Source organism: Alkalispirochaeta alkalica DSM 8900 (genome assembly GCF_000373545.1).
GTDB classification, from domain to species: Bacteria; Spirochaetota; Spirochaetia; order DSM-27196; family Alkalispirochaetaceae; genus Alkalispirochaeta; species Alkalispirochaeta alkalica.
In genome coordinates this window covers 75,518-101,066 of the sequence record NZ_KB891703.1, presented here as the reverse complement: position 1 = coordinate 101,066, position 25,549 = coordinate 75,518, and the positions used below count along the sequence as shown (strand labels likewise).

The 25,549-nt window shown below is 60.8% G+C and carries 20 protein-coding genes and 1 pseudogene; 7 read left to right on the top strand and 14 right to left on the bottom strand.

Annotated features, from left to right (window positions below):
• Positions 1-176: 176 nt before the first annotated feature.
• The 5 genes from B071_RS0106930 to B071_RS18375 all read right to left on the bottom strand — a co-directional run bounded on the left by B071_RS0106930 (position 177) and on the right by B071_RS18375 (position 9,631).
• Positions 177-2,774, bottom strand: a complete 2,598-nt coding sequence (locus B071_RS0106930; protein ID WP_438829616.1) for a PEP/pyruvate-binding domain-containing protein — start codon at positions 2,772-2,774, stop codon at positions 177-179.
• Between the two features lie 307 nt (positions 2,775-3,081).
• Complete coding sequence (locus tag B071_RS19030; RefSeq protein WP_083914591.1) at positions 3,082-3,396, bottom strand: type II toxin-antitoxin system RelE/ParE family toxin; 315 nt, start codon at positions 3,394-3,396, stop codon at positions 3,082-3,084.
• A 19-nt stretch (positions 3,397-3,415) separates the two neighbouring features.
• Complete coding sequence (locus tag B071_RS0106925) at positions 3,416-3,700, bottom strand: type II toxin-antitoxin system Phd/YefM family antitoxin (protein WP_026245058.1); 285 nt, start codon at positions 3,698-3,700, stop codon at positions 3,416-3,418.
• A gap of 493 nt (positions 3,701-4,193) precedes the next feature.
• A complete protein-coding gene (locus tag B071_RS0106920) occupies positions 4,194-5,690 on the bottom strand; it encodes a hypothetical protein (protein WP_157703067.1) in 1,497 nt (498 codons plus the stop codon).
• 296 nt (positions 5,691-5,986) lie between these two features.
• Entirely contained in the window at positions 5,987-9,631 is a 3,645-nt protein-coding gene (locus B071_RS18375) for a PhnD/SsuA/transferrin family substrate-binding protein (protein WP_215730283.1), read from the bottom strand.
• 198 nt (positions 9,632-9,829) lie between these two features.
• Here B071_RS18375 and B071_RS0106900 point away from each other — a divergent pair, with 198 nt between their 5' ends.
• Entirely contained in the window at positions 9,830-12,055 is a 2,226-nt protein-coding gene (locus B071_RS0106900; RefSeq protein ID WP_018526374.1) for an APC family permease, read from the top strand.
• A 14-nt stretch (positions 12,056-12,069) separates the two neighbouring features.
• On the opposite strand, the gene B071_RS0106895 is transcribed toward B071_RS0106900, so the two are convergent.
• Complete coding sequence (locus B071_RS0106895) at positions 12,070-13,422, bottom strand: hypothetical protein (RefSeq protein ID WP_157703066.1); 1,353 nt, start codon at positions 13,420-13,422, stop codon at positions 12,070-12,072.
• A gap of 120 nt (positions 13,423-13,542) precedes the next feature.
• Between B071_RS0106895 and B071_RS0106890 the strand changes: the two genes are divergently transcribed.
• Positions 13,543-14,667, top strand: coding sequence for an ERCC4 domain-containing protein (locus tag B071_RS0106890; RefSeq protein ID WP_018526372.1), 1,125 nt, complete (start codon positions 13,543-13,545; stop codon positions 14,665-14,667).
• Positions 14,668-14,685: 18 nt separating this feature from the next.
• On the opposite strand, the gene B071_RS0106885 is transcribed toward B071_RS0106890, so the two are convergent.
• Together B071_RS0106885 and B071_RS18370 are read right to left on the bottom strand one after the other, a co-directional pair.
• Positions 14,686-14,874 (bottom strand): hypothetical protein, encoded by a 189-nt coding sequence (locus tag B071_RS0106885; protein ID WP_157703065.1) that lies wholly within the window; start codon positions 14,872-14,874, stop codon positions 14,686-14,688.
• Positions 14,875-14,947: 73 nt separating this feature from the next.
• Entirely contained in the window at positions 14,948-15,151 is a 204-nt protein-coding gene (locus tag B071_RS18370; RefSeq protein ID WP_018526370.1) for a GntR family transcriptional regulator, read from the bottom strand.
• 184 nt (positions 15,152-15,335) lie between these two features.
• Here B071_RS18370 and B071_RS0106875 point away from each other — a divergent pair, with 184 nt between their 5' ends.
• Both B071_RS0106875 and msrB read left to right on the top strand, forming a co-directional pair.
• On the top strand, positions 15,336-16,139 hold the full coding sequence (locus B071_RS0106875; protein ID WP_018526369.1) for a GTPase domain-containing protein: 804 nt from the start codon (positions 15,336-15,338) through the stop codon (positions 16,137-16,139).
• Between the two features lie 35 nt (positions 16,140-16,174).
• The gene (gene msrB / locus B071_RS0106870; RefSeq protein ID WP_018526368.1) at positions 16,175-16,663 is read left to right on the top strand and encodes a peptide-methionine (R)-S-oxide reductase MsrB; all 489 of its coding nucleotides are present in this window, start codon (positions 16,175-16,177) and stop codon (positions 16,661-16,663) included.
• On the opposite strand, the gene B071_RS19860 is transcribed toward msrB, so the two are convergent.
• A complete protein-coding gene (locus B071_RS19860) occupies positions 16,608-17,690 on the bottom strand; it encodes a hypothetical protein (protein ID WP_018526367.1) in 1,083 nt (360 codons plus the stop codon). The two genes, msrB and B071_RS19860, sit on opposite strands and share 56 nt — an antisense overlap.
• A 21-nt stretch (positions 17,691-17,711) precedes the next feature.
• Positions 17,712-17,777: pseudogene (locus B071_RS20265) on the bottom strand (SEC-C metal-binding domain-containing protein); the annotation flags it as partial.
• Positions 17,778-17,909: 132 nt separating this feature from the next.
• Here B071_RS20265 and B071_RS0106860 point away from each other — a divergent pair.
• From B071_RS0106860 to B071_RS16355, 3 genes are all read left to right on the top strand, one after another.
• The gene (locus B071_RS0106860) at positions 17,910-19,316 is read left to right on the top strand and encodes a Na+/H+ antiporter NhaC family protein (RefSeq protein ID WP_215730282.1); all 1,407 of its coding nucleotides are present in this window, start codon (positions 17,910-17,912) and stop codon (positions 19,314-19,316) included.
• A 149-nt stretch (positions 19,317-19,465) separates the two neighbouring features.
• The gene (locus tag B071_RS0106855; protein ID WP_018526365.1) at positions 19,466-19,927 is read left to right on the top strand and encodes a chemotaxis protein CheX; all 462 of its coding nucleotides are present in this window, start codon (positions 19,466-19,468) and stop codon (positions 19,925-19,927) included.
• Between the two features lie 102 nt (positions 19,928-20,029).
• On the top strand, positions 20,030-20,521 hold the full coding sequence (locus B071_RS16355) for a MarR family winged helix-turn-helix transcriptional regulator (RefSeq protein WP_083914587.1): 492 nt from the start codon (positions 20,030-20,032) through the stop codon (positions 20,519-20,521).
• A 65-nt stretch (positions 20,522-20,586) separates the two neighbouring features.
• On the opposite strand, the gene gdhA is transcribed toward B071_RS16355, so the two are convergent.
• The 4 genes from gdhA to B071_RS0106830 all read right to left on the bottom strand — a co-directional run bounded on the left by gdhA (position 20,587) and on the right by B071_RS0106830 (position 25,549).
• A complete protein-coding gene (gdhA, locus tag B071_RS0106845; protein WP_018526363.1) occupies positions 20,587-21,924 on the bottom strand; it encodes an NADP-specific glutamate dehydrogenase in 1,338 nt (445 codons plus the stop codon).
• A 20-nt stretch (positions 21,925-21,944) separates the two neighbouring features.
• Positions 21,945-23,027 (bottom strand): 3-phosphoserine/phosphohydroxythreonine transaminase, encoded by a 1,083-nt coding sequence (serC, locus tag B071_RS0106840; RefSeq protein WP_018526362.1) that lies wholly within the window; start codon positions 23,025-23,027, stop codon positions 21,945-21,947.
• Between the two features lie 125 nt (positions 23,028-23,152).
• Positions 23,153-24,430 (bottom strand): L-rhamnose isomerase, encoded by a 1,278-nt coding sequence (locus B071_RS0106835; protein WP_018526361.1) that lies wholly within the window; start codon positions 24,428-24,430, stop codon positions 23,153-23,155.
• Between the two features lie 81 nt (positions 24,431-24,511).
• Complete coding sequence (locus B071_RS0106830; RefSeq protein WP_018526360.1) at positions 24,512-25,549, bottom strand: rhamnose ABC transporter substrate-binding protein; 1,038 nt, start codon at positions 25,547-25,549, stop codon at positions 24,512-24,514.

The window sequence follows — 25,549 nt, the reverse complement described above, 5'->3', positions numbered from 1 at the left end:
GCCGAACAGCCGTGGCCTTTCCCACCCGCCGCGCACCGCGCAGAATCAACGGTTTGCGGTGTGCTCCCCGGAGCCACGCCTGGAGCTCGCGCGAAATTGAACGCACAAACATGCTTCAGGGTAGCAGTCGATACGTAATCATCCCCCCTGCTCCTGGCATAGCGGTCTCGACCGGCTTAGTCACCGAGGATCACAACCTCTCCGTTCTGGCCATCAACACGCACACGCTGGCCGTCGGCGAGCCGCCTCGTGGCCCCGGCCACACCCGCAACCGCAGGGAGCCCGTATTCACGAGCGACAACCGATCCGTGTGAGATCGGCCCTCCCCATTCCATAATCAACGCCCCTACCTTGAGAAAGAGAGGCGTCCAGGCCGGGTTAGTGCCGGTGGTCACAAGGACTTCGTCCTTCTGCAGATCCCTCCCTTCTTCGGGGGTGTGCAAGATGCGAACGCGGCCCTCGTGCATCCCCGGCGAGACCGGAACACCACACAGGACACCATCGCGATCACTCTCCATTCGTGCCGAATGGATCGCCTCGCCGGTACTGGTCAGAAGCCGCGGCGCTTTGAGCCGGCCGTTGCGGATATAGGCTTCGCGGTTCTCCGCTACAGCTTGCCTGAGATCGCTATGGGAGGTGAGGTCATCCATCCGCAGGAAGAAGACATCATCGCTCTGATCGAGCCGCCCCGCCCGGTGCAGCTCCCCACCGATGTCGTGGAGGCTGTTGCGAATCAATTGCAGGCCCTGGGTAATGACAAACTTTGACTGTTCGCGCGCACCAAACATCTCCCGGAAATCGTGAAGCAGCTTGCGCACCTTTTTCGCCACACGCGGTTTGCCAGCATCCAGCAACCGCCGACAGATACGGTCGATGGCCTCTTCGCCCATGCGACTGTTCCGGGCAAAGTCGGCCTTCGCCTGCCGATACCGGCCGTTCTCCATGTACGACCTTACAAGATCCAGAACGTAACCGGGCTCTTCCGCCCAGGTGGGGGTTCCTGGATCGAGTTCAATACTCTTTTTGTGCCCATAACGATCCAGAAATTCCCGAATCTCCCGGTCTTCGGCGTTCGGCTGACAGTTGGTGGTATCGTAGTGCTCGGCAAGTTGCATCAGTTCCATCCCCATGCTGGTGGTCACGCTGTGCGGCACCGCCTTCTCCACCAAGTCCAGGTCTGCCCTGTCACCAAGGTGCCTCTCCATGAGACGCCTCACCCTGGCGATGTACCCGGCCGAGGGAGCGATACCAAACAGAGTTCCGGCGCCAGCCATGAAGACCGCCCCGATCTGCTCACGGATGAAGTCGAGCTTCTCTTCGTATGTGCGGGCAGACTCGCAGGCGCGGCGGATGTCGGCTAGCGCGGTATCTCCGGCTGCGATAGCCCGGGTGCGCGCAGCACGGGCATTGCGTTTTCCGCGCAGGCCTTCACGCAATGCGTTCAACAGAAACCATAGCAGCCGCGGGTTTGCCACCTTGATGAAGGAGACCCGCTCCTTGTAACGCAATACCTCGTGGCGATTGGCCTCGAGATACTGCAGCAGGGCCATGGTGGTGATAGGGTCCTTGTCAGTGCTGTCGGGAGTTCGAAATTTCTTCCAGAATCTTTCCCGTCGCAGGAAGGGCGTGATATCCATGAAGAACCGTCCTCCGGCCGTCTTGAAATACCACAGGCTATTCTGCGGGATCTTTCGGGGACCGAGATCTTTGCGGACGCGCCGCACCGCCATGCGGATCAGATCCTCTCCGATGGGGGTAAACGGTTCCTGCATGGCCTGGGAATAGCTGTTCACGTTGATGTAGATGCGGACTCCGGGTCTGCCCGGCTCCGTCTCGGGTACCGGATAGAGGCTGGTGACAGGGCGTGACTGCACAAGATAGAGGGAGCCCCCTTCGCACGCCCACTCGATATCCTGGGGTTCACCAAAGTGCTGATCGGCCGTGAGGGCCAGGGCCCGGAGCTGTGAGATTTCCTCTTCGCTCAGGGAGGCTACCTCCTGCCGATCGACCGGGACCTCCACGTGTGAGATGCCGTCCTTCCTGCGGATGGTCATCTGTTCCTTGCGGGCAATCCGGGATTCGACGATACGGCCGCTCTCCCTGTCGATGACCCACTGATCGGGATTGACCTCGCCACTGACAACAGCCTCCCCCATGCCCCACGATGCGTTCAGAAGCAGCTGATCCCGCCTGCCGTTTAGAGGGTTGGCCGTAAAGAGGATTCCCGATGTGTCTGCAGCAACAAGCTTCTGCACCACGACCCCGTGCGCGAGATCGTCGTTCCCGATCCCCTGTCTGATCCGATACGACAGCGCCCTGGGGTTCCAGAGCGATGCCCAGCAGCGCACGATACGGTCAAGAAGATCAGGGATTCCGGCGACGTTCAGAAAACTGTCGTACTGGCCGGCGAANGAGAACCCCGGGAGGTCTTCCGCAGTGGACGACGATCTGACGGCAACGCTGACGTCCTTGCCAAGCGAGAAATACGCTTCGGTGATTTCCTCCCTGAGTTCTGCGGGAATCCGTACCGCTTGAAAGAGCGCCTGGATCTGTACTGCTGCGCGCTCCAGCTGGTCCGCATCATCGAGGGAGGTTTGGGAAAGAATCTCCTGGATAGACGGATCAAGGTTCTGCTCCGCCACGGCCGCACGGTAGGCATCGGTTGAGATAACGAACCCAGGCGGCACCGGCAGGCCCGCACGAAGCATCTCTCCAAGATTGACGGCCTTCCCTCCGGCGAGGGCACTATGATTGCTGGTGAGTGAATCGAGCACGATTATTCGGGCTCTGTGCGTGAGTTCACCGGCGTTGTTCGTTCCGTCCACGGGATTCCTTTCTCCTGCACAACCCAGGGGTAACCGGCAATGCCAGCCCACGAAAGGGGGGTGCCCAAACCGTGACAGCAGGGGGTGTCTGCCAATATGATCCTGTATTCAGGCCTGCTTGCGGTTTTCCGGAATGCAGACAAGCAGACCAGTTGCAGCACTGCTACTCATCTACCTCTATCGATACCGATTTAGCAAGATCTCCTTTGGCGCAAAATTGCTGCCAGTCGCTCCTTGAACGACATATCAACATCATTCATCTAATTTGTCTTTTCAACAAAATGTCTTCTATATTTCGCCTTCCATCAATAACTGCCAGAATATATATGTTGCTCGCTTCAATTTTATACATTATCCTCCAGGAGGATACAATCAATTCCCTGTATTTATCAATATTTTGCTTCTTTAATTCTGGTATCATTCTTCCGTGTTCAGGGATTGATTCTAATTTAACCACACTTTCTTTTATTTCGTTAAATTTTTCAAACGCGGTTTCTGACGATGTATTTGCAATATAATCGATAATTTCTATCAAATCTTTTTTTGCGGTCCTGGTCCAAATGATTTTCATCTTGATCGCTTGTCAGCAATTACGTTTTATTGTTTTTAATAAGCTTTTCTTCTATTTCCTTAAATACTTCGTTCTGATCGTGAATACTCCTGTTTTCTATGTCCTTCTCACTTTCAGTCAGTAATTTTAAAATTCCAAGACTATTTCTCATATCTTGATATGACTCGGTATCCAATAAAACAGCTTTTGTTTCTCCATTTTGCGTAATTACTATTGGATTATGCGTTTCATTTACACGTTTTAACATGTCGGCAGCATTCGTTTTAATATAAGAAATTGGTTTTATATCTTCACTAAAGTTCACACCCCAGCCCTCCAAGTGCATATATTGTTCCATATTTAGACTAGCCTATCAATCTGAAATACTCACCACGGGTTCCCTCCGAGACCAGGTAAAAAACCCCCTGAAGCCCCCCACAATCACTCGTCCTTGGGACCTCTGGGGCCCACCTCAAAGCTCGCGCAATAGGGGCAGTAGGGCCGGACGGTGTACCTGATATCCGATTCGTCTATCCTGGCCTTTGGAACTGCGGCGTACAGGAGGTCATGAAGGGTCCAGGTGTGGCAAAAGCTCTCGCAGGTCTGTACTCCTGAAAATATCCGCCCACAGGCTGAACATACATAGTGCGCTTCGTCCATTCTCATAATCTTCCTCCACCCCTCTCTGGGGATCACCAGATCCTTTGTACGTGCGATACACCCAAGTATAGGGGCGGGGTGCGACACAAGATGACACAGGCCTCACATTTTTTTGCGGGTTTCTTGCAGGAACAGCTCCCTGCGGGCGTTTCAGCCGATCAGATGCGGGGGAGGGGACGCTTCTTCCCGGTGTCGCGATCGTTCTGATCCCAGACGTACAGGGTGATTCGCCCCAGAGCGTAGTAGACCTGTTGGCGCAGATGATCTTCCAGGGCCTGTTTCAGACCGGCCCCGGCAAGAAAGATAACCAGTCCCCCCGGTTGCTTCAGGGCCACGGCCTTGACCGCCAGCTGGCCCAACCGGGAAAACCGCCAGGAGCGACAGGTCTGTTGCTGCACCTGGAGCACCTGCCGGATCCCCGGGGCGGTCCTGAAGCGGTTCACCAGGGTTGCCGCCGACACCAGGACATGGACGCGCTGGCCCCCCAGGGTCTTTTTCAGCAGTGGCTGCTGCAAAAATCGATCCATGGCCAGAATACTGGCACAATAGCCGGCCAGCACCAGGTCCTGGCACCGCAGGGTGTCCCAGAGGTTTTCCCGGGAAGGCACCCAAACCCGGGAGATCGTTTCAACCATCTGCGGTATGTTCTCCCGGTCGTTGCGGGGGTTCGAAAAGACCCCGGAATAGATGTTTCCCATCCACTGCCCCGTCTCTTGGATCGATCTCTGGAGGCTGTTCTTCTGGCCCTGCCGGCCGGAAAAAACGGGGTCGGGCTGAAGCCGGAACTGCCCGAGCATCGTCTGGTACGCCTGCACCGCCTCCTGATAGCGGGGAGACCGGAGCCCGTCGTGGTCGGGATCGCCCTGTCCGCCCAGAAGGGCCCGGATTCTTTCGGCCTCACCGTGAATCTCCTCCGTTGCCAGAGACGCCATCCTGGTGTGTATCTCGGGATCATCCATACCGTACACGCAGATGCTGTAATACCCGGCCCTCAACAGGGCTGTTCCGTAGGCGTAGCGAACGAGCGCCTCGTGAACCAGGCCGATGGTGGACCCCAGAAATACCGAGATGATCAGATCCGGCACCCCCACCAGGGGAATCAGGAGGAGCCGCACTGCCCGGCCCAGAAAGCGGTGGTTCCGCAAAAACCGGATATGGGGGAGAGAGAGAACCCTGTTCAGGGAGCGGCCCAGAATATTGACCTGCCGGTACCAGCCGATGGGGATCTTTCCGGCTCGCCGGAACCACCAGGTCCGGCCGTAATCCTGGTGAAGATCGTCGAAAATTCGATATCCCACGTAGATGAGCTGCAGTACCGTGCAATCCAGCCGGATGGGCCCGGTAGCATCCGGGCGCAGGGCGTCCTTTCTGCCGGAGCCGGAATCTGCCACCACGGCGGCAATGACGTCCTTGAGATCGTCCAGGGGGTTGATGGTCATGGCCGTGAAGGATTTCAGTTTTTTTCTGACCAGCGCCAGCACCGGATCCAGTGCATCGGGGGATAGAGCCCCTGTCCCCTGAGCGTGGAGTCGTGCCATCTGGCGCGGCAGATGAACCCCTTTTATGACCAGGATCAGGAGGGGCAGCAGGCAGTAGCGGACCAGTGGCGGCACAACCAGAAGAGGCACCAGCACATAGAACAGTATCTCAACCACGGTACGATCCCACGCCAGGGCTCCCAACTCCGGGGCTCCCCCCCGGGGCCACCCTTCCGGTGGCCGGTTTCACAGCTTTTCCTGTGGCGAACCTGCCCAGGAGGCGATGGCTCTGCACCCTCTTGTATCAGATATCCCCGGATTCCATCTACTGACCCTGCGGTCTCCGGGCGACCCTGTATCGGGGAAGATGGGGTTTCTTCGCAACGGAAAGCTCGCCGAGCGTGGGGGTGATGCGTCGGTGTTCCTGGCTCGGAGTCCCCGGGACATGGGGCTGTAAGGCCCCTTCCGGGGGATCACCCCGGGGGCGTTTCAGAAGGCGTCAGGTAGCGTTCCAGGAGAACCTTGAGTTTTTCCGGTTCTACCGGCTTGGTCAGAAAGTCATCCATGCCGACAGCAAAACATTTTTCCTGCTCCTCTTTGGAGGCCCCCGCAGTAAGGGCAACTACGGGAACCTCTCGGTCTCCGCTCTTCTGGAGGGCACGAATCTCCCGGGTGGCCTCCAGCCCATCCCGAAGCGGCATCTGCACGTCCATCAGGATCAGATCCGGCGAGGATTGCCGGTACTGTCTGACCACCTCGACCCCGTCGGCTGCCTCCAGGATCGTCGCCCCCGGGCAGAGTTTCTCCAGCATCGCCCTGATCATCAGGAGGTTCATCTCCACATCTTCGGCGATCAGAATGGTCCTGCCCCGGCAGTTCTCTCCGGGAGTCTCAACCTCCCCCGATGAGTCCTCTCGTTGAGGGGCCCCTGGCACCTTCGGGTCCCGGAGGTGGCTCAGATACTCAAAGAGGTCCCCCCTCTTCACCGGTTTGCTCAGGCGAAAGCGCACCCCCAGTTCCTCGCATTCCCTGTGAAAGGCGGCATCCTCCGTGGAAGAGTGCAGCAGGATCACCGGCTGGGTATCGGGGCCGAGCTGCAGTCGCTCCCGGATCATGCGAATGGTCTCCAGCCCGTCCACACGGGGCATATGGTAGTCGCAGATGATCACATCGAAGGGTTCTGAAGTCTCGAGGATCTCCAGGGAGGAGAAGCCATTATCGCAGGATTCGCTGACGATCCCCCAGGTTGCAAGGATCTCGCCGAGGATAAGGCGGTTATGCGCGTTGTCGTCGATGATAAGACAGCGCCTGACCCGGGCGATGGCTGTTCTGTCCGGTTCCTCCCCATCCTCGGTGTCGGTGATGATCTCAAAGGAGAAGGTGCTTCCCTGGTCTTCTCTGCTATCGATCCGGATTCTGCTGCCCATCTTCCGGGCGATCAGATCAGAGATGATCAGCCCCAGGCCGGTGCCGCCGAACTCGCGGGTGGTGGAGCTGTCGGCCTGCGAGAAGGCCTTGAAAAGTTTTGCCTGCTGCTCCCTGGAGATGCCAATACCGGTATCGCGAACGGAGAAGGAGAGGACTCCCTGTGCGTCCGCCCCCGGGGGAGTATACCCCGCACGGAGTTCCACCTCGCCCTGTCTCGTAAATTTAACGGCGTTTCCCAGGAGGTTTGTGAGAACCTGCTTCAGGCGAACGGGGTCGGTCACGGCAAAACGGGGCATGGCGGGGTCAATATGCAGGAGCAGTTCCAGTCCTTTCTCTGCGGCGCCGTACTTCACAAGGTCAATACTCTGTTCCAGGAGGGAGATCATGTCGGTCTGAACCATCTCGAGATGCAGCATCCCCGCCTCGATCTTCGAGAAATCGAGGATGTCGTTGATAATACCGAGCAAGCTGTGTCCGGCCACGTTGGCATTGTGGACGTAGTCCGCCTGCACCGGTGAGAGCGGGGTATCCCGGAGCAGATCGGTGAAACCGATAACGGCATTAAGCGGCGTTCGTATCTCGTGGCTCATGTTCGCCAGGAATTCGCTCTTGGCAGCAGAGGCCTGACGCGCCTGGGCCGCCATCTCCCTGGCCCGGGCGGTCGCGTCTTCCAGATCCCGGTTTGCCCGAAGCAGTTCCCGCCGGGCCTGCAGTTTGAGAAGAATCTCGCCCACCATATTCGCCAGCACGGCGAGGCTGGAAATCTCGCGTTCGCCCCAGAGGGGTGCCCCCGCGCACCCATCGCATCCATCGCACCCGACAAAGCCCCATATCTTCTGGGCACTCATAACTGGCACAGCCATAAGGGATCGAATGTTCCCGGCCGCCAGTTCTCGCTTCACCGCCCCTGCTTCATCGGGAAGGGCCTCGATATCGGGAATATGCACAGCTTTTCCCGAGAGAATCTGCCTCGTGAGCCACGCGAGCGAGGCCGCCGGCAGGGGCTGGCCCTCCTCACCCCGGAGCGGCCCATCTCCGGCGTGCCACTGGTGGACACTGGGTGCGCCGTCGCCGTCGCCGTCGCCGTCGCCGTCGCAGAAAAACGTAACCAGATAACTTCGGTGGGCGTGGAAGGCACCGCCAAGGGTCTCGAGCATGTGGCTGATATCGTCGTCAAAACGCTCTTCCGTTGTGGTGACAAAGCGCGAGGAGATACCGGCCACAGAGCGCTGGAAGGCCAGGCTGTTCTTCAGTCGTTCCTCGGCGAGCTTGCGGGACCGGATGTCCAGAAAGCTCACGATACAGCCGATCTGTTTTCTCTTCCGGGCCACGGTCGTGGGGTGCAGCCCGCTCCGGTTCGCGATGCTCCGGGAGGACCGGGTTCGATACAGGGGCGTCACAAGCAGATCCACAGGGAAGCCCTCACCGCTCTTGTGCCAGAGCCATTCCTCGCCCCTCCTCTCCAGACCGTCCGTACCGGTCCGGCAAACCGGGCAATCCTCCCAGGGGTAGGGTGAACCGTCGGGACAGCTATGGTGGAAGAGGCTGTGCTGATCCTGTCCAAGGACCTCTTCCCGTTTGTAGCCGAGCATGCGCAGCGCAGTCTGGTTGATGAAGGTGCACCGGCCGCGACGATCCACCCCGAAGACGCCCTCGCCCAGACCGGCCAGCAGGCTGGCCTGAAACTCGGCCTGCCGGGCCTTGACCCTGCGAACGACCAGCACCACCGAACCGACTGTCACGAGAAGCATCACGAGGAGCGCCAGGACAATCAGCTCGCTTCTCCAGCGCTGCCAGGCGTCCACCAGGGTGAACTCCGGCACCTGATCGAAGGGAGGTTGCCGCAGGGTCCGGAGCAGCTCCTCCACCGGCCGGTAATCGGCGGGGATGGTGAATCCCTGGATCCCCAGTTGCCGGCTGACCTCACCGTCGTGTGGCAGGGAGAGCACCGCCGCGGCCACCCGCAGGGCCATTTCCTCATCGGAGTCGGTGAGCACCACAAAGGGCCACTCGGGATAGAGCGGGGTGGAGAGGGCCTGGGGGAACCCGGGGTGTGACACCGGGTTGAGAAGACGGATTTCATCTTCCTGCAGACGGCCTTCCCGTATCAGCGATTCCAGAACCCCACTCCGCACAAAGGCGGCATCGACCTCGCCTTTCAGCATCGTCTCGATAGCTGCGGCGTGGGGCATGCCGGTAAAGACCAGGTTCAGATGGGCTTTGTCTACCACTCCGTGGTTCCGCAACTCGAAGGCCTGTGCCAGATACCCCCCAAGCGAGTTGGGGCTCACGGCCGCCACGGTTTTTCCCCGCAGATCCCCCGCGTTCCCGATGTCATCCCTCCCGGCCGGGACCACCATGACGCCCCCGAATCCCCGGATTGGCTCACCATCGACCTGCTGAATCAGGCTGGCCAGGGGGGCGGAAAAACGTTCCCGATGCCGCAGGATGATGTAGTGCCCCGGGTTTGTCAGAACATAGTCCAGTTCACCCTGCTGGATAGCCCGCTCCAGATCGGGGTAGTTGAAGGCCCGGATTTCCAGGTTGAGCCCCTCCACGGTGGCATTGAGATAATCCACCAAGGGCTGCCACTGCGCCTCCGTCACGGAGACGGACTGGAAAGCCAGGACGCCGAGCGTGTCGGGCCGCGCCCGAGCCACGGAGGGCTCGGCCACGGAAGGCTCGGCCACAGAGGGCAGGGTCACAGCGGACAAGAAAAGGAGCGCGAGAATGCAGAGAACCTTCCGATTTGCCGTGATTTCGNTCCCTCCTGTTGCCGGAAGAATAGGCAACCCTGTAGCGAAACACAAGCCCGGGAGAGACCTGCGGGCTGTGGGGAACATTATCTTGACCCCACCGGTGCAAAATTGCGTATACTTGTCATCACTATGAAAAAGCTGGGAACCTTTGCCGGAGTCTTTGTTCCGTCCTTCGAGGCGATTTTGGGAGCGGTGCTCTTCCTTATCCTGCCCCTCCTGGTGGGTGCGGTAGGGCTCTGGAATGTGATCATCATCGTGGTACTGGCAAACACCGCCACCCTGGCCACAGCCTTTTCCATCGCCGACAGCTCCTCCAACGTCCAGAAGGTGGGGGCCGGGGGGATGTACGCCCTCTCGCGCCATTCCCTGGGCATGGCCTTTGGCGGCTCCATCGGGATCCAGCTCTTTATTGCCCAGGCAGCGAGCATCGGATTTTATGCGGTCGGTTTTGCCCAGCCCCTGCAGCAGTTTCTGGTACGCCTTCCCTTGGTCGCCTCGGCGGTGGAGACCTACGGCATTTCTGTTCTTGTGCAGCAGCAGATCATCGCCACGGGAATCGGCTTTATCGCCATGATCGCTGCTCTGGCGGGAGCAGATTTTGCGTCAAAACTGCAGTCGGCGATCTTCGTCATACTGGTTGCGTCCGTAGCGCTGGTCCTGCTCTCTCCGGTATTCAACCCCCAGAACAGCGGCGAGCCGATCTTCACGGCGACTCCTCTGGGCCGAAGCCTCGTTCCAAGCATCGGTTTCTGGGCTGCCTTTGCCACCTTCTTCCCCGCTGTTACGGGGATCGACGCCGGGGTAGGCATGAGCGGGAGCCTGAAAACCCCCGGAAAATCCCTTGCCCGGGGGACCTTCCTGGCAATCGCCGTGACCTTTGTGGTGTATGTGGCCACATCGGCGGTCTTCGGGTTCATTCGCCACGATCTGCTCACCCCGGCGCCGGGATACATCCCGTCGACTATCAACATTTTTATGGAGGAGCCCATCATTCTGACGGTGCTTCTCACGGGTATTCTCTTTGCCACGGGGTCATCGGCCCTTTCCTACTTTCTCACGGCACCACGAACGGCCCAGGCCCTGGTGCGCGATCGAGTGCTCCCCCGCTCCTTGCGGTTCCTGGGGATGGATTTTGTCCGCCAGGGCCGGGAACCCCGGGTTGCTACGGTGGTAACCTTTCTCATCTTTCTGCCGGTTATCTGGGCGGGCGATATCGCCATCGCATCGCTGATCGTGGGAATCTGTTTTCTCGTGGTCTATGCCTGGATGAATATGGCGGCCTTCTTCGAGCGCATCAGCGGCAACCCCAGTTTCCGCCCCACCAGCAAGGGCCACTGGATCATCTCGCTCTACGGATTTCTGGTCTGCATCATGGTAATCGTCCTCTTTGACTACCGCATCGGGATCGGTGTTATCGGGGTACAGCTGATCATGTTCTATCTGCTGCTGAAGTACCGCGCAGGCAACATGCTGGAAGGTGTCTGGTGGGGGCTTCTCTTCTCCTCCCTGAGCTGGGGGATGAAGCGTCTGGGCCACATCGTCCAGGGGACCAAAAACTGGCGCCCCATTATGGGGGTCTTCGGCTTTGCAGACCGGAACGAGGAGGTGGAGCGACTGCATACCATGGCGCGCCGCATTGGAGAGTACCGGGGGTTCGTGGCGGTTAATATCATGTGTCCCCGAAAGCTGGACCCGGAGACTGTCACGGTACCTCCCGGTGCCCGATTGATCCGCAGCAGCGAGGACCGCTTTGGTACGGCCATTCGAACCATCGCCCAGGCCGCCAGTCCCGGCGGTTTCAAGTTCAATACCGTGGTGGTTCCCATGGATACCCGGCTTAACCTGACGGATCTCATCCGCGATCTGATGGAGGACCGCGTCAACGTGATCCTTTCCCGCCACGGCAAGGTGGAAATAGGCGCAAACCGGATCGATGTCTACTGGAAGGGCAAGGAGAATGGAAACCTGATGGCTCTTCTGGCCTATATCGTCAGCCAGTCCTGGCGCCGGGAGCAGAAAAGCTACTCCGGGTCCATCAGGATCATCCGCAAACTGAGGGAAGACGAAGACCGCCAGATTGCCCGGGAGGAGATGGAGGCCCTGATGAATGGCGCCCGCCTGGGCGGGGAGGTTCTCTTGCTGGAACCGGGGACCGAGCCCTTTCCCCAGACGGTGGCGCAGACATCGGCCGATGCCGCGCTGGTTCTTCTGGGGATGCCCGGCAAACCCATGCACCAGCTGGCACAGGCCTTCGAGCTGGACGAACTCTTCTTCACCCGTCAGGTGCAGCAGTACGAGGGTATGCCACCCATGCTCTTTGTGAAGGCAGCCGGGGTCTTCGATCTCTTCGCCTGACCCCGAGAGCTCCCTTACGGGGTGCCGCTCCGGCCCCGGGCGCGTTGATGGATCGCCTCCGCCAGGGCCTGCGCGGCTTCTTCGGTCTCCGTGCGGAGCGCCAGGAGGCTCTGCTTCTGCCCCTCCTGGACCAGGAGGTCCCATTTCACGATGGTGCCCTGGCGGGAGACGCGCTGCATGCCCGGTACGATCTTGCAGGAGCTGATCGCCGACCACTCCCGGCAACGGCTTTGGTGCTTTCGTCGGAGCACCCTGTCGTCCCGCAGGTTCTCGGGGGCCGCCACGACCCGCACCAGGACGGGGCCCAGAAGGGCCCGCAGAGCGACAATGACGACCAGGAGACCCAGGGCGAGGGGGATCATCCCAACCGCCACCAGGGCCACGCCCACCACCGCCAGCAGTCCGGACCAGAGGTCTCCCACAGCCCTGTCGCCCCGCAGGGAGACCGCCACCAGCTCTCCCGAGGGGGTATAGCCCATCCGGAAGAGTCCCGCCTTGGGGCGAACCAGCCGGCCCGCCACAGACCGGGGGTCCCCGGCGGTGCGTTCCTTCTCAAGGGCCGTCACAAGCTCCCGGGGTTCCCCGGAAACCAGACGCGTCGCTTCGGCACCGTCGATAGCATCGGGCAGGGTGCCCGCGGCCATTCCTTCTGCTGAAGGCCTCGGGCCTTCCCCGGTTTCTGCCGTGCCGGGGCTGGTCGTTTTGACCACGGGCAGGCGGATTACCGCCTGGAGCGCGGGTCTCAGGGTTGTACTCTCTACCACCAGCTCCCACCAGATGCCCTCGCCACGGTCGTTGGTTATCATGGTGACCGGGGCATCGGAGGGTATCGCCAGGTCCACAGGGAGCAGAAGGGTTTTCCCCGAGGCGGTGATGGCCTCTTCCATCGCTACGGTGGTGCTCACCTCGGTTACCACCCGCTCCCGACGCTGGCGGGACCGGAGCATCAGATCCCGCTGGGCAATGCACCGCAGGGTTACCCTGTACTCCGGCGGCAGGGCCGCCGCGTGCCCTGCCGCATCGGCACCACGACGAACCCCGGGGAGTTTCTCCAGCCCCGTTACCACCTGACCCCGAAGCACCCCCCCGGGAGCGGGCGCTTCCCCGGTCAGTTCAAAATGCAGAGATCCCCACCGCGCCGTACTCACCAGCATCGAGACCCACCGGGCAAGCAAGGGGATCCCCACCAGGGGCACCACGTACCACAAGGCCTGCTGCGGCTCCGCCAGGATCAGGGCAGGAGGAGCCTGTGTCAGTGCCAGGGGCCACAGTACGCCGTTCAAGACCACCGGCATGACCCCGGCGCTCACCACATTTCGCCACCGGCCTCGCCGGACAGTACCGAATTTTTTCCCTCGTCGTGCCATGAACAGAGTATACACCGAAGTTCGCCCGGAGGGTTCCCTGTTCCGCGAAAGCACCCCTGTCCCCGGTGGCAATTGACCCCTGCCATCGTTCCCACTATGGTGAGTTCCGGAGAGAGACCCATGGAAAACCCGGCCCTGTGGATTCTGTACACCACCGGTAACGACCGCTTCCCCTACCGGGTGGAAATTCGGCGCGGCACCGAACAGGTTATCGCGCTCTGGACGCAGGATAAGTGGCCCGGCAGCGGCAAGCAGATTTTCTGCATCCGCGAGGGCGAGCCCGATGGAGAACCCTGGCAGTTTACCGAGGTCGAGCGGGTACCCGTGGTCCGCCTCGAGCGGTTCGGCAAGCAGCTTACGGTGATTCTGGACAGGCCCACACGAAAACGGTGCAACTTTCTCTTTCTGCAAAAACGCTACAAGAACCGTCCCGGCACCTACGAACAGATCTTCTTCCGAACCCAGCAGGGAATGAACCAGCATCGCTCCTCTTCCCGGGTCCGTCTGCCCCCGGGCCACAGCCCCTACCGGGTAATTGTGGACAGCGCCGAGCGCTATCCCTGGAAGTTTCCCGGCCCCGCCACGGAACGGCGCAAGCTCCCCGCCGGCGACTACGCCCTGGAGATCGACCATCAGCTCCACGCCGTGGTGGAACGCAAGACCTTTGAAAACCTGCTCTCCGATTTTTCCTCTCTCCAGGGGCTTCACGCCAAGCTCGATGATCTTGGCCGGTGGGACCACGCAGCGGTGGTGATAGAGGCGGAATACCGTGATTTTCTGAACCCCCGCAAGATGGAGGGCCGCTGGCCCATCACCCACGCCCTGCGTGTCCTGGCCGAGCTCCACGTGGTGCATCGGGGAATCCAGTTCGTCTACGCCGGGAGCCGGAAGGCAGGAGAGCAGTGGACCAACGCCTGGTTTTCTGCCAGGGCAAAGGAACTCTGGCACCGGCGGGAAGAGCCCCATCCCGATCAGGATCAGCCAGACCGGGTCGCCCAGGCAGGAGAGCCCCCGGCGGTCTATGCCGCCGACAACCTTCGTTCTTCCGGGGACTCCACCCAGGACCTGCGGCAGCTCATTCTGGACGGGGCAGCTCTGGAAGAGCCCTTCTCGATTGCGGAGCTCCGGACGCTGGTTCCCGACCTCCCGGACCAGCGCCTGCGGACAACCATGCAGAACCTGAAAAAGGAGGGGCGCCTGGAACGGATCGGAGCAGGCCGTGCCGCGCGATGGCGCCGGTGCTGAACCGCCCTGAAAGCCCCCTCAGTCGTGGACCCGCAGGGGTATGCGCCAGGTAACCACCCGGAGAATCACCAGAACCAGTGCTATCACCCCCACCCTTGCCACGAGAAGCACCGGCAACGAGGACGTCAGGAGACCTCCCGCCGGAAGGTCCAGAACCGTCAGGAGGGACCGTCCCACCCGGAGCCCTCCCTCCAGGGATTCGTTCACCAGCAGCTGCCCCCGATGCACAACAGGACATGGTCAAACAGTATAGTCCATCTCCGAGACCAGGTGGTCGAGATCACCACGATCCGGGGATGCCGCTCCCGGTCGGCGAGAACCTCCCGGTAGAAGATCTCCCGCGCCGGGCCTCCAGAAGCGCCTCCCGTGCACCGGGGGCCACAAACACCCCGATCCCCCGTTTTTTGTAGAGAATCCCCTGATCCACCAGAAGGTTGATCCCCCTGGCGACGGTGACGTGGTTGATGCGGTAAAACTGGACCAACTCCGTTGTGGAGGAGACCTGCCCCCTCGGGGAACCCGGGAGACCCGCTGTGCTGGCCGGGATGATTACCGAAGCACCACACCGGGGAGAACTTCACCGGCCTGTGACACGTTATGTCGCCCCCCGTTGCTATGATAGGAAGAGCAGTCCGGAAGAGCCCGGTTATACCAAAGAAAGGAGCCCCATGGACCGAGACGATGCACACCCGCCGATTCCGTACCCCGAAGACACGGCCCCCCTGCTCCTCGTTGCCGGAGCCCCGGGAACGGGCAAGACCTCCCTGGTCCGGGCCATCTTCGGCGATGAAGACCCCCTGCCCGGAGAAAACACCGACGATCCGGGGCCGCTCCTCCAGATAACCGAAACCCGCTACATCTCCCGGACTCTTCAGGAGACCTCCCGAAGCGATGCCCCCGACGGGGCGTTTCACCTGATCTGGTACTGCCTCGCCGGGGATGATCCCGGGCCGATCGCCCATCATGTAGAGGTGATCGCAGGAATCGCATCGGGCACCGGGCGGACCGAACCGGGGCAGGATCACCGGGGAAAGGATTCCCGCAAGACCATTGCGCCCGTGGCTGCCGTGATCACCCGGTGCGACCTGGATCCCTTCAGCCCTCTCTCGGGAAGGGGGCCGGCCTCGGGGGCTGGCCGTTCCCTGGAGCGAGCTCTGAAAAAGGCAGGGCTCCCCTGCCCGGTCTTCGAAACCACAGCAGACCCCGAGATACCCCTGGACCTGAGAGCCCTCACGGAGTGGTCCCTCCGGGAGCTTCCCCGGGAGGGTCACCGCCGGGCCTTCAACCGGTCACGACACCGGACCCTGAAGAGGAACCTCGCCCTGGCCTACTCGGTCTGGCAGGAGCGGCGCCGCAAGGAAATCATCTACCTTCGGTTTGGCCGGGGAGGTCCCGCAGGGCGGGGTGGTTCAGCCTTTGCCCGCACCTCCTGGCCGGGACAGGCCCCCCCGAAAGGGTCCGGTGCCGAATAGTTGCCTCCCCGTAAAAAGATTAGTATTTCTCTCCTATGACTACCTGGAACGATATATGCCGACTCGCCGACGGGGAGAATCCCCCACCGGAGCGACGCCTGGAGAAGAGCGATCGCGAATGGAGAGCCCTGCTCACGGAGGAGCAGTACCGGATAACGCGCGCGGCGGGAACAGAGCGGCCCCACAGCTCGGCCCTGTGCACCCGCTTCGAACCGGGAACCTACGGCTGTGTCTGCTGCGGCGAACTCCTTTTCAGCACCGACACCAAGTTTGACTCCCGGTCAGGCTGGCCCTCCTTTACGGAGCCCCTCCATGCCAGGGCTGTGGCCTACAGCAGGGATGATTCTCTCGGCATGAGCCGGATCGAGATACGGTGCAATACCTGCGATGCTCATCTGGGCCACGTTTTTCCCGACGGGCCCCGTCTTTCCCAACGGGGCCCGTCCGGAGGGGGGCTCCGGTACTGCATTAACGGGGTGGCCCTGAAATACTGCCCCGGGGCCGGGTATCAGGCCGTTCCGTAGAGAAAACCAGCCCCTGCCGAAAGAGGGGCGTCGTCCGGTATTCGCCATCGGTGGTGATCTTTACCAGCCCCAGGGGAACACAGAACCTTTGCAGCAGCAGATACTGGTAGACCTGGCGCAACCAGCGTATCTCCGATACATCACCCCGGGCTGCCCCGAGGAAGGCAGGAAAGGCCCGAACAAACCGGTCGGTCAGATCCTCAAGCGTTCCCTCGGGATAGCGGGACAGAAGATAGAGCGAGAAGATCGCCGACCTCTGGATGATAGACAGATGCGCCTCGTCCTCCCGGGAGACGTCAAGATTCTCAACCCAGGAACTGTAAAAGAGAAAGAAATCCAGCGCTTTCATGAAGATCGTGGGGCTCGCATCGTCGGCCAGCATCTGAACGCCCTCGGTCGTGAGCTCGCTGCGACGGGACTCCTCCCGGGTCCATCCCTGGGCAACCACCACATCGTGAGCCACGACCAGTCCGGGAAGCGACGCCTCCTTGGGTGCCGAGCCCCCTGCGAGACGGGACTGGGGGAACCGGGCCAGATAGACGCGACAGAGATCACGGGGGTAGTTCTGGCGGTCTGTCAACCGGGTTTTCCCGCCGTGTTCGGCGTGATAGCGGAGCAACCACCGAATCACCTGAATCAGGGGTGAACTCTCCGCCCGGTCCGGGGTCAGGGCGCTGTTACGGTACAGGAGCGGGACCTTCTTCTTTCCCCCGGTCTCCTCATGGATGTCAAGAATCTCCTGCATCTGTGACGGGGAAAGGCCCTCAAAATCGGGGCACGGTTGATCGTTAGCCTGCTCCAGATGTTGCGTGCAAAAGGCCTGAAGCTCCTGGATACTTCCGAAGTCCTGGCCCGCCGCCGCCTGCCTGAGCTGCCCCAGGACATCCGAGGCAGGATTTGCGCGGCCGCGATACTCCATGAAGGAGGGGACCTCGGCATCCCGGGGAAGGGCCTCGCAAAACCGGCGATACTCCTCCAGGGCGCCCTGGAGTTCGTGGGGCGACGGGAGCCCGGCCTGCTCTGTCATCCGGCTCTGTGCCTCGTCGGTGCGAAGACAACAGTGCTTGTACTTCTTTCCGCTCCCACAGGGACACGGCGCGTTTCGTCCTGGCATTGTTCAAGCTTACCCGGCACGCCCTGGAAGGGCAAGTTTTCCTGTTCCTCCCGGTGGTGTAGCCCCGCCAACACCCTGTGGGATACACTCGGGACTTCACACGAACTATCAGGAACGATGGAGGATTTCTCTGTGGACGATACACCGCTCTCTGCTGACGCAGCACATTCTGCTGGCACATCAAATAACACATCGAAGGGCGCCCCGGAGGGCACCCGCCCTTCCTTTGTGGCGCTCCTGCCGCTTCTGTTCTTTCTGGCCCTCTTCATTGGCACCGGCACGGCCCTGACCCTGAGGGGCACGGCCATGGCCTTCTACCAGCTCTCGGCAGCCGTGGCTGTTTTGCCGGCCCTAGTTCTGAGCGTCCTTCTGGGCATGGGCCGAAACAAGACCAGCCTGGAGGGGCAGCTGGCGATCTTCGTCCGGGGTGTGGGAGACAGCAACATCATCACCATGTGTCTGATCTACCTTCTGGCGGGGGCCTTTGCCTCGGTGGCGACCTCCATCGGGGGAGTAACCTCCACGGTAAACCTGGGGCTGGCCCTGGTCCCCCCCGCCTTTGTGCTGCCCGGTCTCTTTCTTATCGGGGCCTTCGTCTCCACCGCCATGGGAACCTCCATGGGAACGATCGCCGCGATCGCCCCCATCGCCGTGGGCGTGGGGGAACAGACCTCGGTGGGCCTGCCCCTGCTCATGGGCGCCGTCGTGGGAGGGGCCATGTTCGGCGACAACCTCTCCATGATCTCCGACACCACCATAGCGGCGACCCGCACCCAGGGGTGCCAGCTCAAGGACAAGTTCCGGGTGAACCTCTACATCGCCCTTCCGGCAGCTCTGGTGGCGGTTCTGGTTTTTGCCATCCTCGGGGCCGACGGAACCATAACAGAAGCAGGGGATTACCGGATTCTCCTGGCGCTACCGTACCTGGTGATCCTGGGGATGGCCCTGGCGGGGGTGAATGTCTTTGCCGTGCTGGCCACGGGAATTCTCTTTACCGGGGTGGTGGGACTCGCGGTGGTCCCCGACTACGCCATTCTGCAGTTCTCCCGGGATATTTTTCAGGGGTTCCAGAAGATGCAGGAGATTATGGTGCTCTCCATGTTTATCGGGGGCCTGGGAGAGCTTATCCGCACCCAGGGAGGAATAGCCTGGATTCTGGAACGGATCGACGCGATCACGGCCCGCTCACGGGGAGAAAACCGGCGGCGCACGGGAGAACTGAGTATTGCCGGGCTGGTCTCGGCGGCCGATATCTGCACCGCCAACAATACCGTAGCGATCATCCTCTCGGGGGGGCTGGCAGAGGAGATCGCCTGCAAGAACAGGGTCGACCCCCGGCGCAGCGCCAGCATTCTGGATATTTTTTCCTGTGTCTTTCAGGGAATCATGCCCTACGCTGCCCAGGTGCTTCTGGCCGGTTCTGTGGCGGGAATCTCCCCCGTGGTGGTGGCGGGAAACAACTACTACTGCTTTATTCTGGCGCTGGCCGGAATCGCCGCCATCGCCAGCGGTCGGCCCCGCCTGTCCGGCAGTGCATGATCTTTCCTGTCTGATTTTCCGTGCCTGATTTCCCTGCCTGATTCCGGGGGTGTCGCTTCGTGATTCTCTTTGCGATTCCCCGGGATTTGTGCTATGGTATGTCAGAGATTTTAAAGAGTTTTTGCCCCTTGGGGCATGGAGGGTCAAGGATGCGCGCTGAACACATTAATCCCTTTCTGAATGCCACGATCAACATGTTTCAGCAGATGTTCGGCATGACCCCCGACGCCTTGGAGCCCTACGTGCTGGAACACAGCGTAAAGCACCGCTGGGAGATATCGGGGATCCTGGGTATCACCGGGGAGGCCCGGGGCCTGATCGCGATCCGGTTTCACCGGGCTCTGACGCTCAAACTCCTGAAGAAATCGGGTATCACCACCACCAACCCCGACGATGAGGACGAGATGATCAACAGCATGGTGGGTGAGCTCATTAACATCGTGGCCGGGAACGCCGTGTCGGCCATGAACGGCCAGTCGATCGATATCTCCCCGCCTATCATCGTGCAGGGCGAGAACCATCGCCTCTCCTGGCCCAAGGCGGAGCCTACGATCTGCATTCCCTTCCGCACGCCCCACGGCCCCTTTGTGGTGAATGTCTGCATAAAGTAGCGCGGCTGGCAGCCCCCGGCCCCGGCGGACTGCTTCTCCGGGGTCCAAGGCCTTGACAGGACGTAAATTTCGCGTGCAAAATATTCATCTGCGTACGAGCTTATGAAAGATAACGATTACCCGTCCCGATCCAACACCGACCCGTCCCTGGATACGCCCACAGTGGTTCACCTGACCAAGCGGCTCAGAAAGATCGCCCGGGGCTTCGACAAGCACTCCCGGTACCTCCAGGAGCACCACCACATCACCGTTCCCCAGGTCATCTGCCTCAAGGAGGTAGCCGAACAGGATCCCATCACCCTGAGCGAGCTCACCAGAACCGTTACCCTCACCAACAGCACCGTCACGGGCATTGTTGACCGTCTGGAGAAACAGGATCTGCTGCAGCGGGTGCGAAGCAGCAGCGACCGCCGCCAGATACACCTGCGCCTCACCGATAAGGGCAAGGCGTTTCTTCAGGAGATTCCCTCGCCCGTGCCACGCCGGTTTATCGAGGGCATGGAGCGCTATACGCCTGCCGAAGTAGAGAGGATTCTCTGGGCCGTGGATCAGATCGCGGGTCTTCTGGACCCCGATGCCGGCCAGGAAGGATAGGCAGGAAGAGGCCCGAGGCTTGCCCGGAAGGGGTTCGAAGCCCCTCCCGGACAGGAACCGTCAGATCAGACGACCCCCTGATCAAGGATAGCGTCGGCAACCTTCCGGAAACCGGCGATATTTGCGCCCAGCTCGAAGTTACCAGGGGATCTGTACCGTTCGGCCGCTTCGGCCGTGGCACGGTAGATATTCCGCATGATCTCCCGCAGACGCCTGTCCACCTCTTCAAAACTCCAGCTCAGGTGCATGGCGTTCTGACTCATCTCGAGGCCGCTCGTGGCAACACCTCCGGCGTTGGCCGCCTTGCCCGGGCCGTAGAGGACCCCCGCCGCGATCAGGTCACGGATCGCCTCGGTGGAGGTGGGCATGTTGGCCCCCTCGGCGACGACCTTGCAGCCCTGGGCGATGAGCCTGGCGGCATCGTCCTGGTCGAGCTCGTTCTGGGTCGCACAGGGGAAAGCCGCGTCGCAGGGTACGCCCCAGGGACGCTTCCCGGGATAGTACTCCACCCCGAACTCGTCGGCGTATTCCTTGATTCGGCCCCGCCGCTCGTTCTTGAGTTCCATGACCCATGCCAGACGTTCCCGGGTGATTCCTTCGGGGTCGTGGATAAATCCGCCTGAATCGGAGAGCGTCACCGGCTTTGCCCCCAGGTCCAGGAGTTTCTGGAGGGTGAACTGCGCCACGTTTCCACTCCCCGAGACGGCACAGGTCTTGCCCTCGATGGAGGCTCCGGCACCCTGGAGCATTTCCTCGGCAAAGTAGACGGCGCCGTACCCCGTCGCCTCGGGCCGGACCAGCGAGCCGCCCCAGTCCAGGCGCTTGCCCGTGAGGGTCCCCGTGAACTCGTTGCGCATTTTGCGGTACTGGCCAAAGAGATAGCCGATCTCCCGGGCCCCGACTCCGATATCACCAGCAGGGATATCGGTCTGGGGACCGATGTAACGGGAGAGCTCCGTCATGAAGGACTGGCAGAAGCGCATGACCTCGTTGTCGGTTTTCCCCTTGGGATCGAAATCGCTCCCGCCTTTTCCGCCTCCGAGCTGGAGCCCCGTGAGGCTGTTCTTGAAAATCTGCTCGAAGCTGAGGAACTTCATGATGCTCAGGTTTACCGTGGGGTGGAAGCGCAGCCCCCCCTTGTAGGGGCCCAGGGCGCTGCAAAACTGCACCCGGAACCCCCGGTTCACCTGGACATTGCCCGCGTCGTCCACCCAGGGAACGCGAAAGATGATGATCCGTTCCGGCTCGATCAGTCGCTCCAGGACACCGCCCTCCTGATACTCGGGGTGGTCGCCAAAAACCGGTGTGATCGAATGAAGGACCGTCTCCACGGCCTGGAGGAACTCCCGCTGTTCGGGATAACGCTGCTGTACATCGGCGAGTACTGTTTCTACATATGACATAACAACTCCCTGCATGAGCCTCAGGCGTGGGCCTGGGCAAAAGAATTCATGAAGGAGACCAGCTTGGAAACCCCCTCGTCGGGCATGGCGTTATAGATTGACGCGCGGATGCCCCCCACACTGCGGTGCCCCTTGAGGCCGATCATTCCCGCTGCACCAGCTTCGGTAACAAAGCGTTTCTCCAGATCCTCCGAAGGCAGGCGGAAGACCACGTTCATGTCGGANCGGTACCGGGGATCAACGGGACAGCGGTAAAAGGAGCCGGAACTCTCGATAGCATCGTACAGGAGAGCAGCCTTCTTGCGGTTCCGCTCTGCCATGGCATCCAGGCCGCCCTGGCGCTGGAGCCATTCCAGAACCAGTTTAACCATATAGATGGGAAAAACCGGGGGCGTGTTGTAGAGAGATCCCGTCTTGGCGTGGGTCCGGTAGTTCAGATACGCCGGAAGCGCCTCGGGGCTCCGCTCCAGAAGATCGTCCCGGATAATCACGATGGTCACACCCGAGGGCCCCAGNTTCTTCTGGGCACCGGCGTAGATGATCCCGAACCGGTCCACCGGCAGGGGGCGGCTCAGAATATCACTGGACATATCGGCAACCAGGGGCGCCTCGGTCCTGGGGAACGCCTTCCACTGGACACCTTCGATGGTCTCGTTGGAGGTAATGTGCAGNTACGAACTGCCGGGACTGGACTGAACCGAGGCGGGGTCAGGGAGAGTGGTGAAGGCTGCATCGCTTCCGTCGTAGACAAGATTGACCGTTCCGCATTTTTTTGCGTCGGCCAGGGCTTTCTTTGCCCAGCTTCCCGTGAGGGTCATGTCGCAGGAACCGTCCCGGGGCATCAGGTTCATGGGGACCATGCCAAACTGCATGGACGCACCACCGCCCAGAAGCAGGACGGAATAGCCCGAAGGGACACCCAGCAGCTCCTTGATGAGGTCGATCGTGGTGGTGTGAACCGCGTCGTACTCCTTGCTGCGATGGCTGGTCTCTATGAGGGATAATCCCGATCCTTCATAGTCTACCAGGTTTTTCTGCGCCTCCTGCAGAGCCTCCACCGGAAGTGTGGCGGGTCCCGCGTAAAAGTTGTACACCCGTGCCATAGTACTCTCCCTGTCAAAAATTTGGTGCATAGTTTAACGATATCACTCGGGTTAATCCAGAGTGTGGCCCCGGCAGAGGAGGATTTTGCAGGTTGTTTTCGCCCCGGGAGCAACTCCGGGAGCAACTACTGTCGCTTTCGGAGTACCTGCTGTTCGTATTCCTTCACCTGGGCAAGCCAGAATCGTCCCGGGGGAACCCCCTGGTCCAGACAGAACTTGTCCCACACCGCCCCAAAGGGTAAGGTGAGCAACTCCTGTTGCAGCGCCAGCCTGGTTGCGGTGTCACCGGACTCTTCGGCCGCTACCAGAAGATCGGTTGGCTCCAGCAAGGCAAAGAGAGCCGCCTTCAGGGCGGATCGAACCCCTATCACCCAGGCAGCAATACGGTTGATGCTGGCGTCAAAAAAATCAACGGCCAGATGAACCCGATCAAAACTGCGCGCCCTCTGGACCTCCCGGAAAATATCCCTGGTAGCATCGTCGAAGATGACCACATGATCGCTGTCCCATCGGATGGGCCGGGAGAGGTGAAGCAGGAGATCCTGACAGAAGGGAAGAACGGCGGAAATCTTCTCCGCCACCGATTCTGTGGGGTGGTAATGTCCGGCATCCATGGTGAGCATCACACCACGGCTTATGGCATAGGCCAGATAAAAATCGTGGGACCCCGCGACAAAGGCCTCAGATCCGATCCCGAAGAGCTTGCTTTCCACGGCGTCCAGGGTCTGCTCTCTGGGATAGGCCAGGGAAAATATCTCATCCAGGGACTGGATCAGCAACTCCCGGTGCGCAAGCCTGTCCGCCGGTTCGTCCTTGGAACCATCGGGAACCCAGAAATTGTTGATCGAGGCCGATCCCTGGTGCGCTCCAAGGTGGGCCGCAATCTGGCGGCTCCGCTTGCCGTGCTCGATCCAGAAGGCCCGTACCTTCTCGTCCCTGCTCGCCAGGGTGTACCCGCTCTTTGCCAGGGGATGGGAGAAGAAGGTGGGGTTGAAATCCAGGGCGAGATCCATCTCCCGGGCCCAGTCCATCCACCGGGAGAAATGCTCGGGTCCTATCCCGTCCCGGTCCAGGGCAGGATTGTCGCTCTCCCGGTACATGGCGTGCAGGTTGAACCGGTGCTTTCCGGGGATCAGGGAGTAGGCCATCTCGAAATCCCGGCGAAGCTCGTCGGGGTTCCGGGCTTTTCCGGGATATTCTCCCGTCGCCAGGATTCCGCCCCCGGTGATTCCTTCCTGGCCCTCGAAGCCCGCTACATCATCCCCCTGCCAGCAGTTTATCGATACCGCGACACGAGCGAGCCTCTGCAAGGCTTCCCCGGTATCGATCCCCAGATCAGCGTATTCGTCCCGAGCACGATGGTAGGCCTGCTCAAGGTGTTGTTCGGTTGGTGCAGAAAACATTCCTTCTCCCTTCAGGACGTCATGGATGTATCGGGCCGCCCTGAAACGGGCGGCCCCTCGCAGAGATGCGGAAATCCGGCTCTAGTACACCGTCTTCCATTCATCGATGTTCCCTGGATCGAAACGGAAGGGAGCTCCCAGAAGAACTTCGGTTCCTCCGTCGGGAGCCCGGGTAACTTCAAAGATTCCAAGGCGGCCTGCCTCGAAGGTCTCGCCCGCTTCACCGGATATTTCTCCCCGGATCAGGGCTCCGACAACATAGGCCGAGAGGTATCCCACGTCGATGGGATTCCAGAGGAACATGTAGGGAGTCGCCCCGTTCTGGATGTACTCGGCCATCTCCGAGGGAAGGCCCAACCCCGTAACAAAGACCTGCCCTACCAGGTTCCTGTCGGTGATAACACGACCCGCAGCGGCGATCCCCACCGTTGTGGGAGCAATGATAACCTTCAGATCAGGGAAGGTCTGAAGAAGCCCCTCGGTCTCGCTGACCGATTTGTCCCGCAGGTCATCGCCGTAGGCTACGCGGACCAGGTCCATCGCGGCGTACTTCTCGGGATTTTCCTCGAGTTCCGTCTTCATCCACTCGATCCAGAGATTCTGGTTGGAAGCCTGGCTCGTGGCTGAGAGAATCGCGATCTGCCCCTCACCACCGGCCATATCGTAGGCCGCCTGGATGAGGGTCCTTCCGATCATCTCCGAGTCAGCCTGGTTCACGTGGGTGAGCCGGCTGGCGGGGTTCACCGCCGAGTCAGCTGAAACGATCCTGACTCCCGCCTCCCTGGCCTGACGCAGCACGGGCTGCAGGGCGTCGTAGTCGTTGGCAGTGACGGTTATGGAGTCGACCCGCTGAGCTATCAACTGCTCGATAATCTGAATCTGGGCCTCCGCCGTAGGCTGGTCGGGCGCTCTGAGGATTGCCTCAAATCCCTGCTCGCCGATCCCCACTCCGAACCCCTCCATCTGCTTCTCGCCGTAGGGGTTACCCGTGTTCTTGAACACAAAGGCATGTCGCCCCGTTCCTGTTTGTTCCGCACGCCCGCCGGCAAAGACGGCCACCGGAGCCAGCGCAATACCGAAGACCAGCATAACCAAGACACTCTTTCGTGCTACTCCCAT

Bases quoted from the DNA above. Each gene is read 5' to 3' on its own strand.
- B071_RS19030 (WP_083914591.1), bottom strand. From the start codon at position 3,396: ATGAAAATCATTTGGACCAGGACCGCAAAAAAAGATTTGATAGAAATT.
- B071_RS0106890 (WP_018526372.1), top strand. From the start codon at position 13,543: ATGGAAAACCCGGCCCTGTGGATTCTGTACACCACCGGTAACGACCGC.
- B071_RS0106895 (WP_157703066.1), bottom strand. From the start codon at position 13,422: ATGGCACGACGAGGGAAAAAATTCGGTACTGTCCGGCGAGGCCGGTGG.
- B071_RS0106900 (WP_018526374.1), top strand. From the start codon at position 9,830: ATGAAAAAGCTGGGAACCTTTGCCGGAGTCTTTGTTCCGTCCTTCGAG.
- B071_RS16355 (WP_083914587.1), top strand. From the start codon at position 20,030: ATGAAAGATAACGATTACCCGTCCCGATCCAACACCGACCCGTCCCTG.
- gdhA (WP_018526363.1), bottom strand. From the start codon at position 21,924: ATGTCATATGTAGAAACAGTACTCGCCGATGTACAGCAGCGTTATCCC.
- B071_RS0106835 (WP_018526361.1), bottom strand. From the start codon at position 24,430: ATGTTTTCTGCACCAACCGAACAACACCTTGAGCAGGCCTACCATCGT.
- B071_RS0106875 (WP_018526369.1), top strand. From the start codon at position 15,336: ATGGACCGAGACGATGCACACCCGCCGATTCCGTACCCCGAAGACACG.
- B071_RS0106830 (WP_018526360.1), bottom strand. From the start codon at position 25,549: ATGGGAGTAGCACGAAAGAGTGTCTTGGTTATGCTGGTCTTCGGTATT.
- B071_RS0106855 (WP_018526365.1), top strand. From the start codon at position 19,466: ATGCGCGCTGAACACATTAATCCCTTTCTGAATGCCACGATCAACATG.
- msrB (WP_018526368.1), top strand. From the start codon at position 16,175: ATGACTACCTGGAACGATATATGCCGACTCGCCGACGGGGAGAATCCC.
- B071_RS19860 (WP_018526367.1), bottom strand. From the start codon at position 17,690: ATGACAGAGCAGGCCGGGCTCCCGTCGCCCCACGAACTCCAGGGCGCC.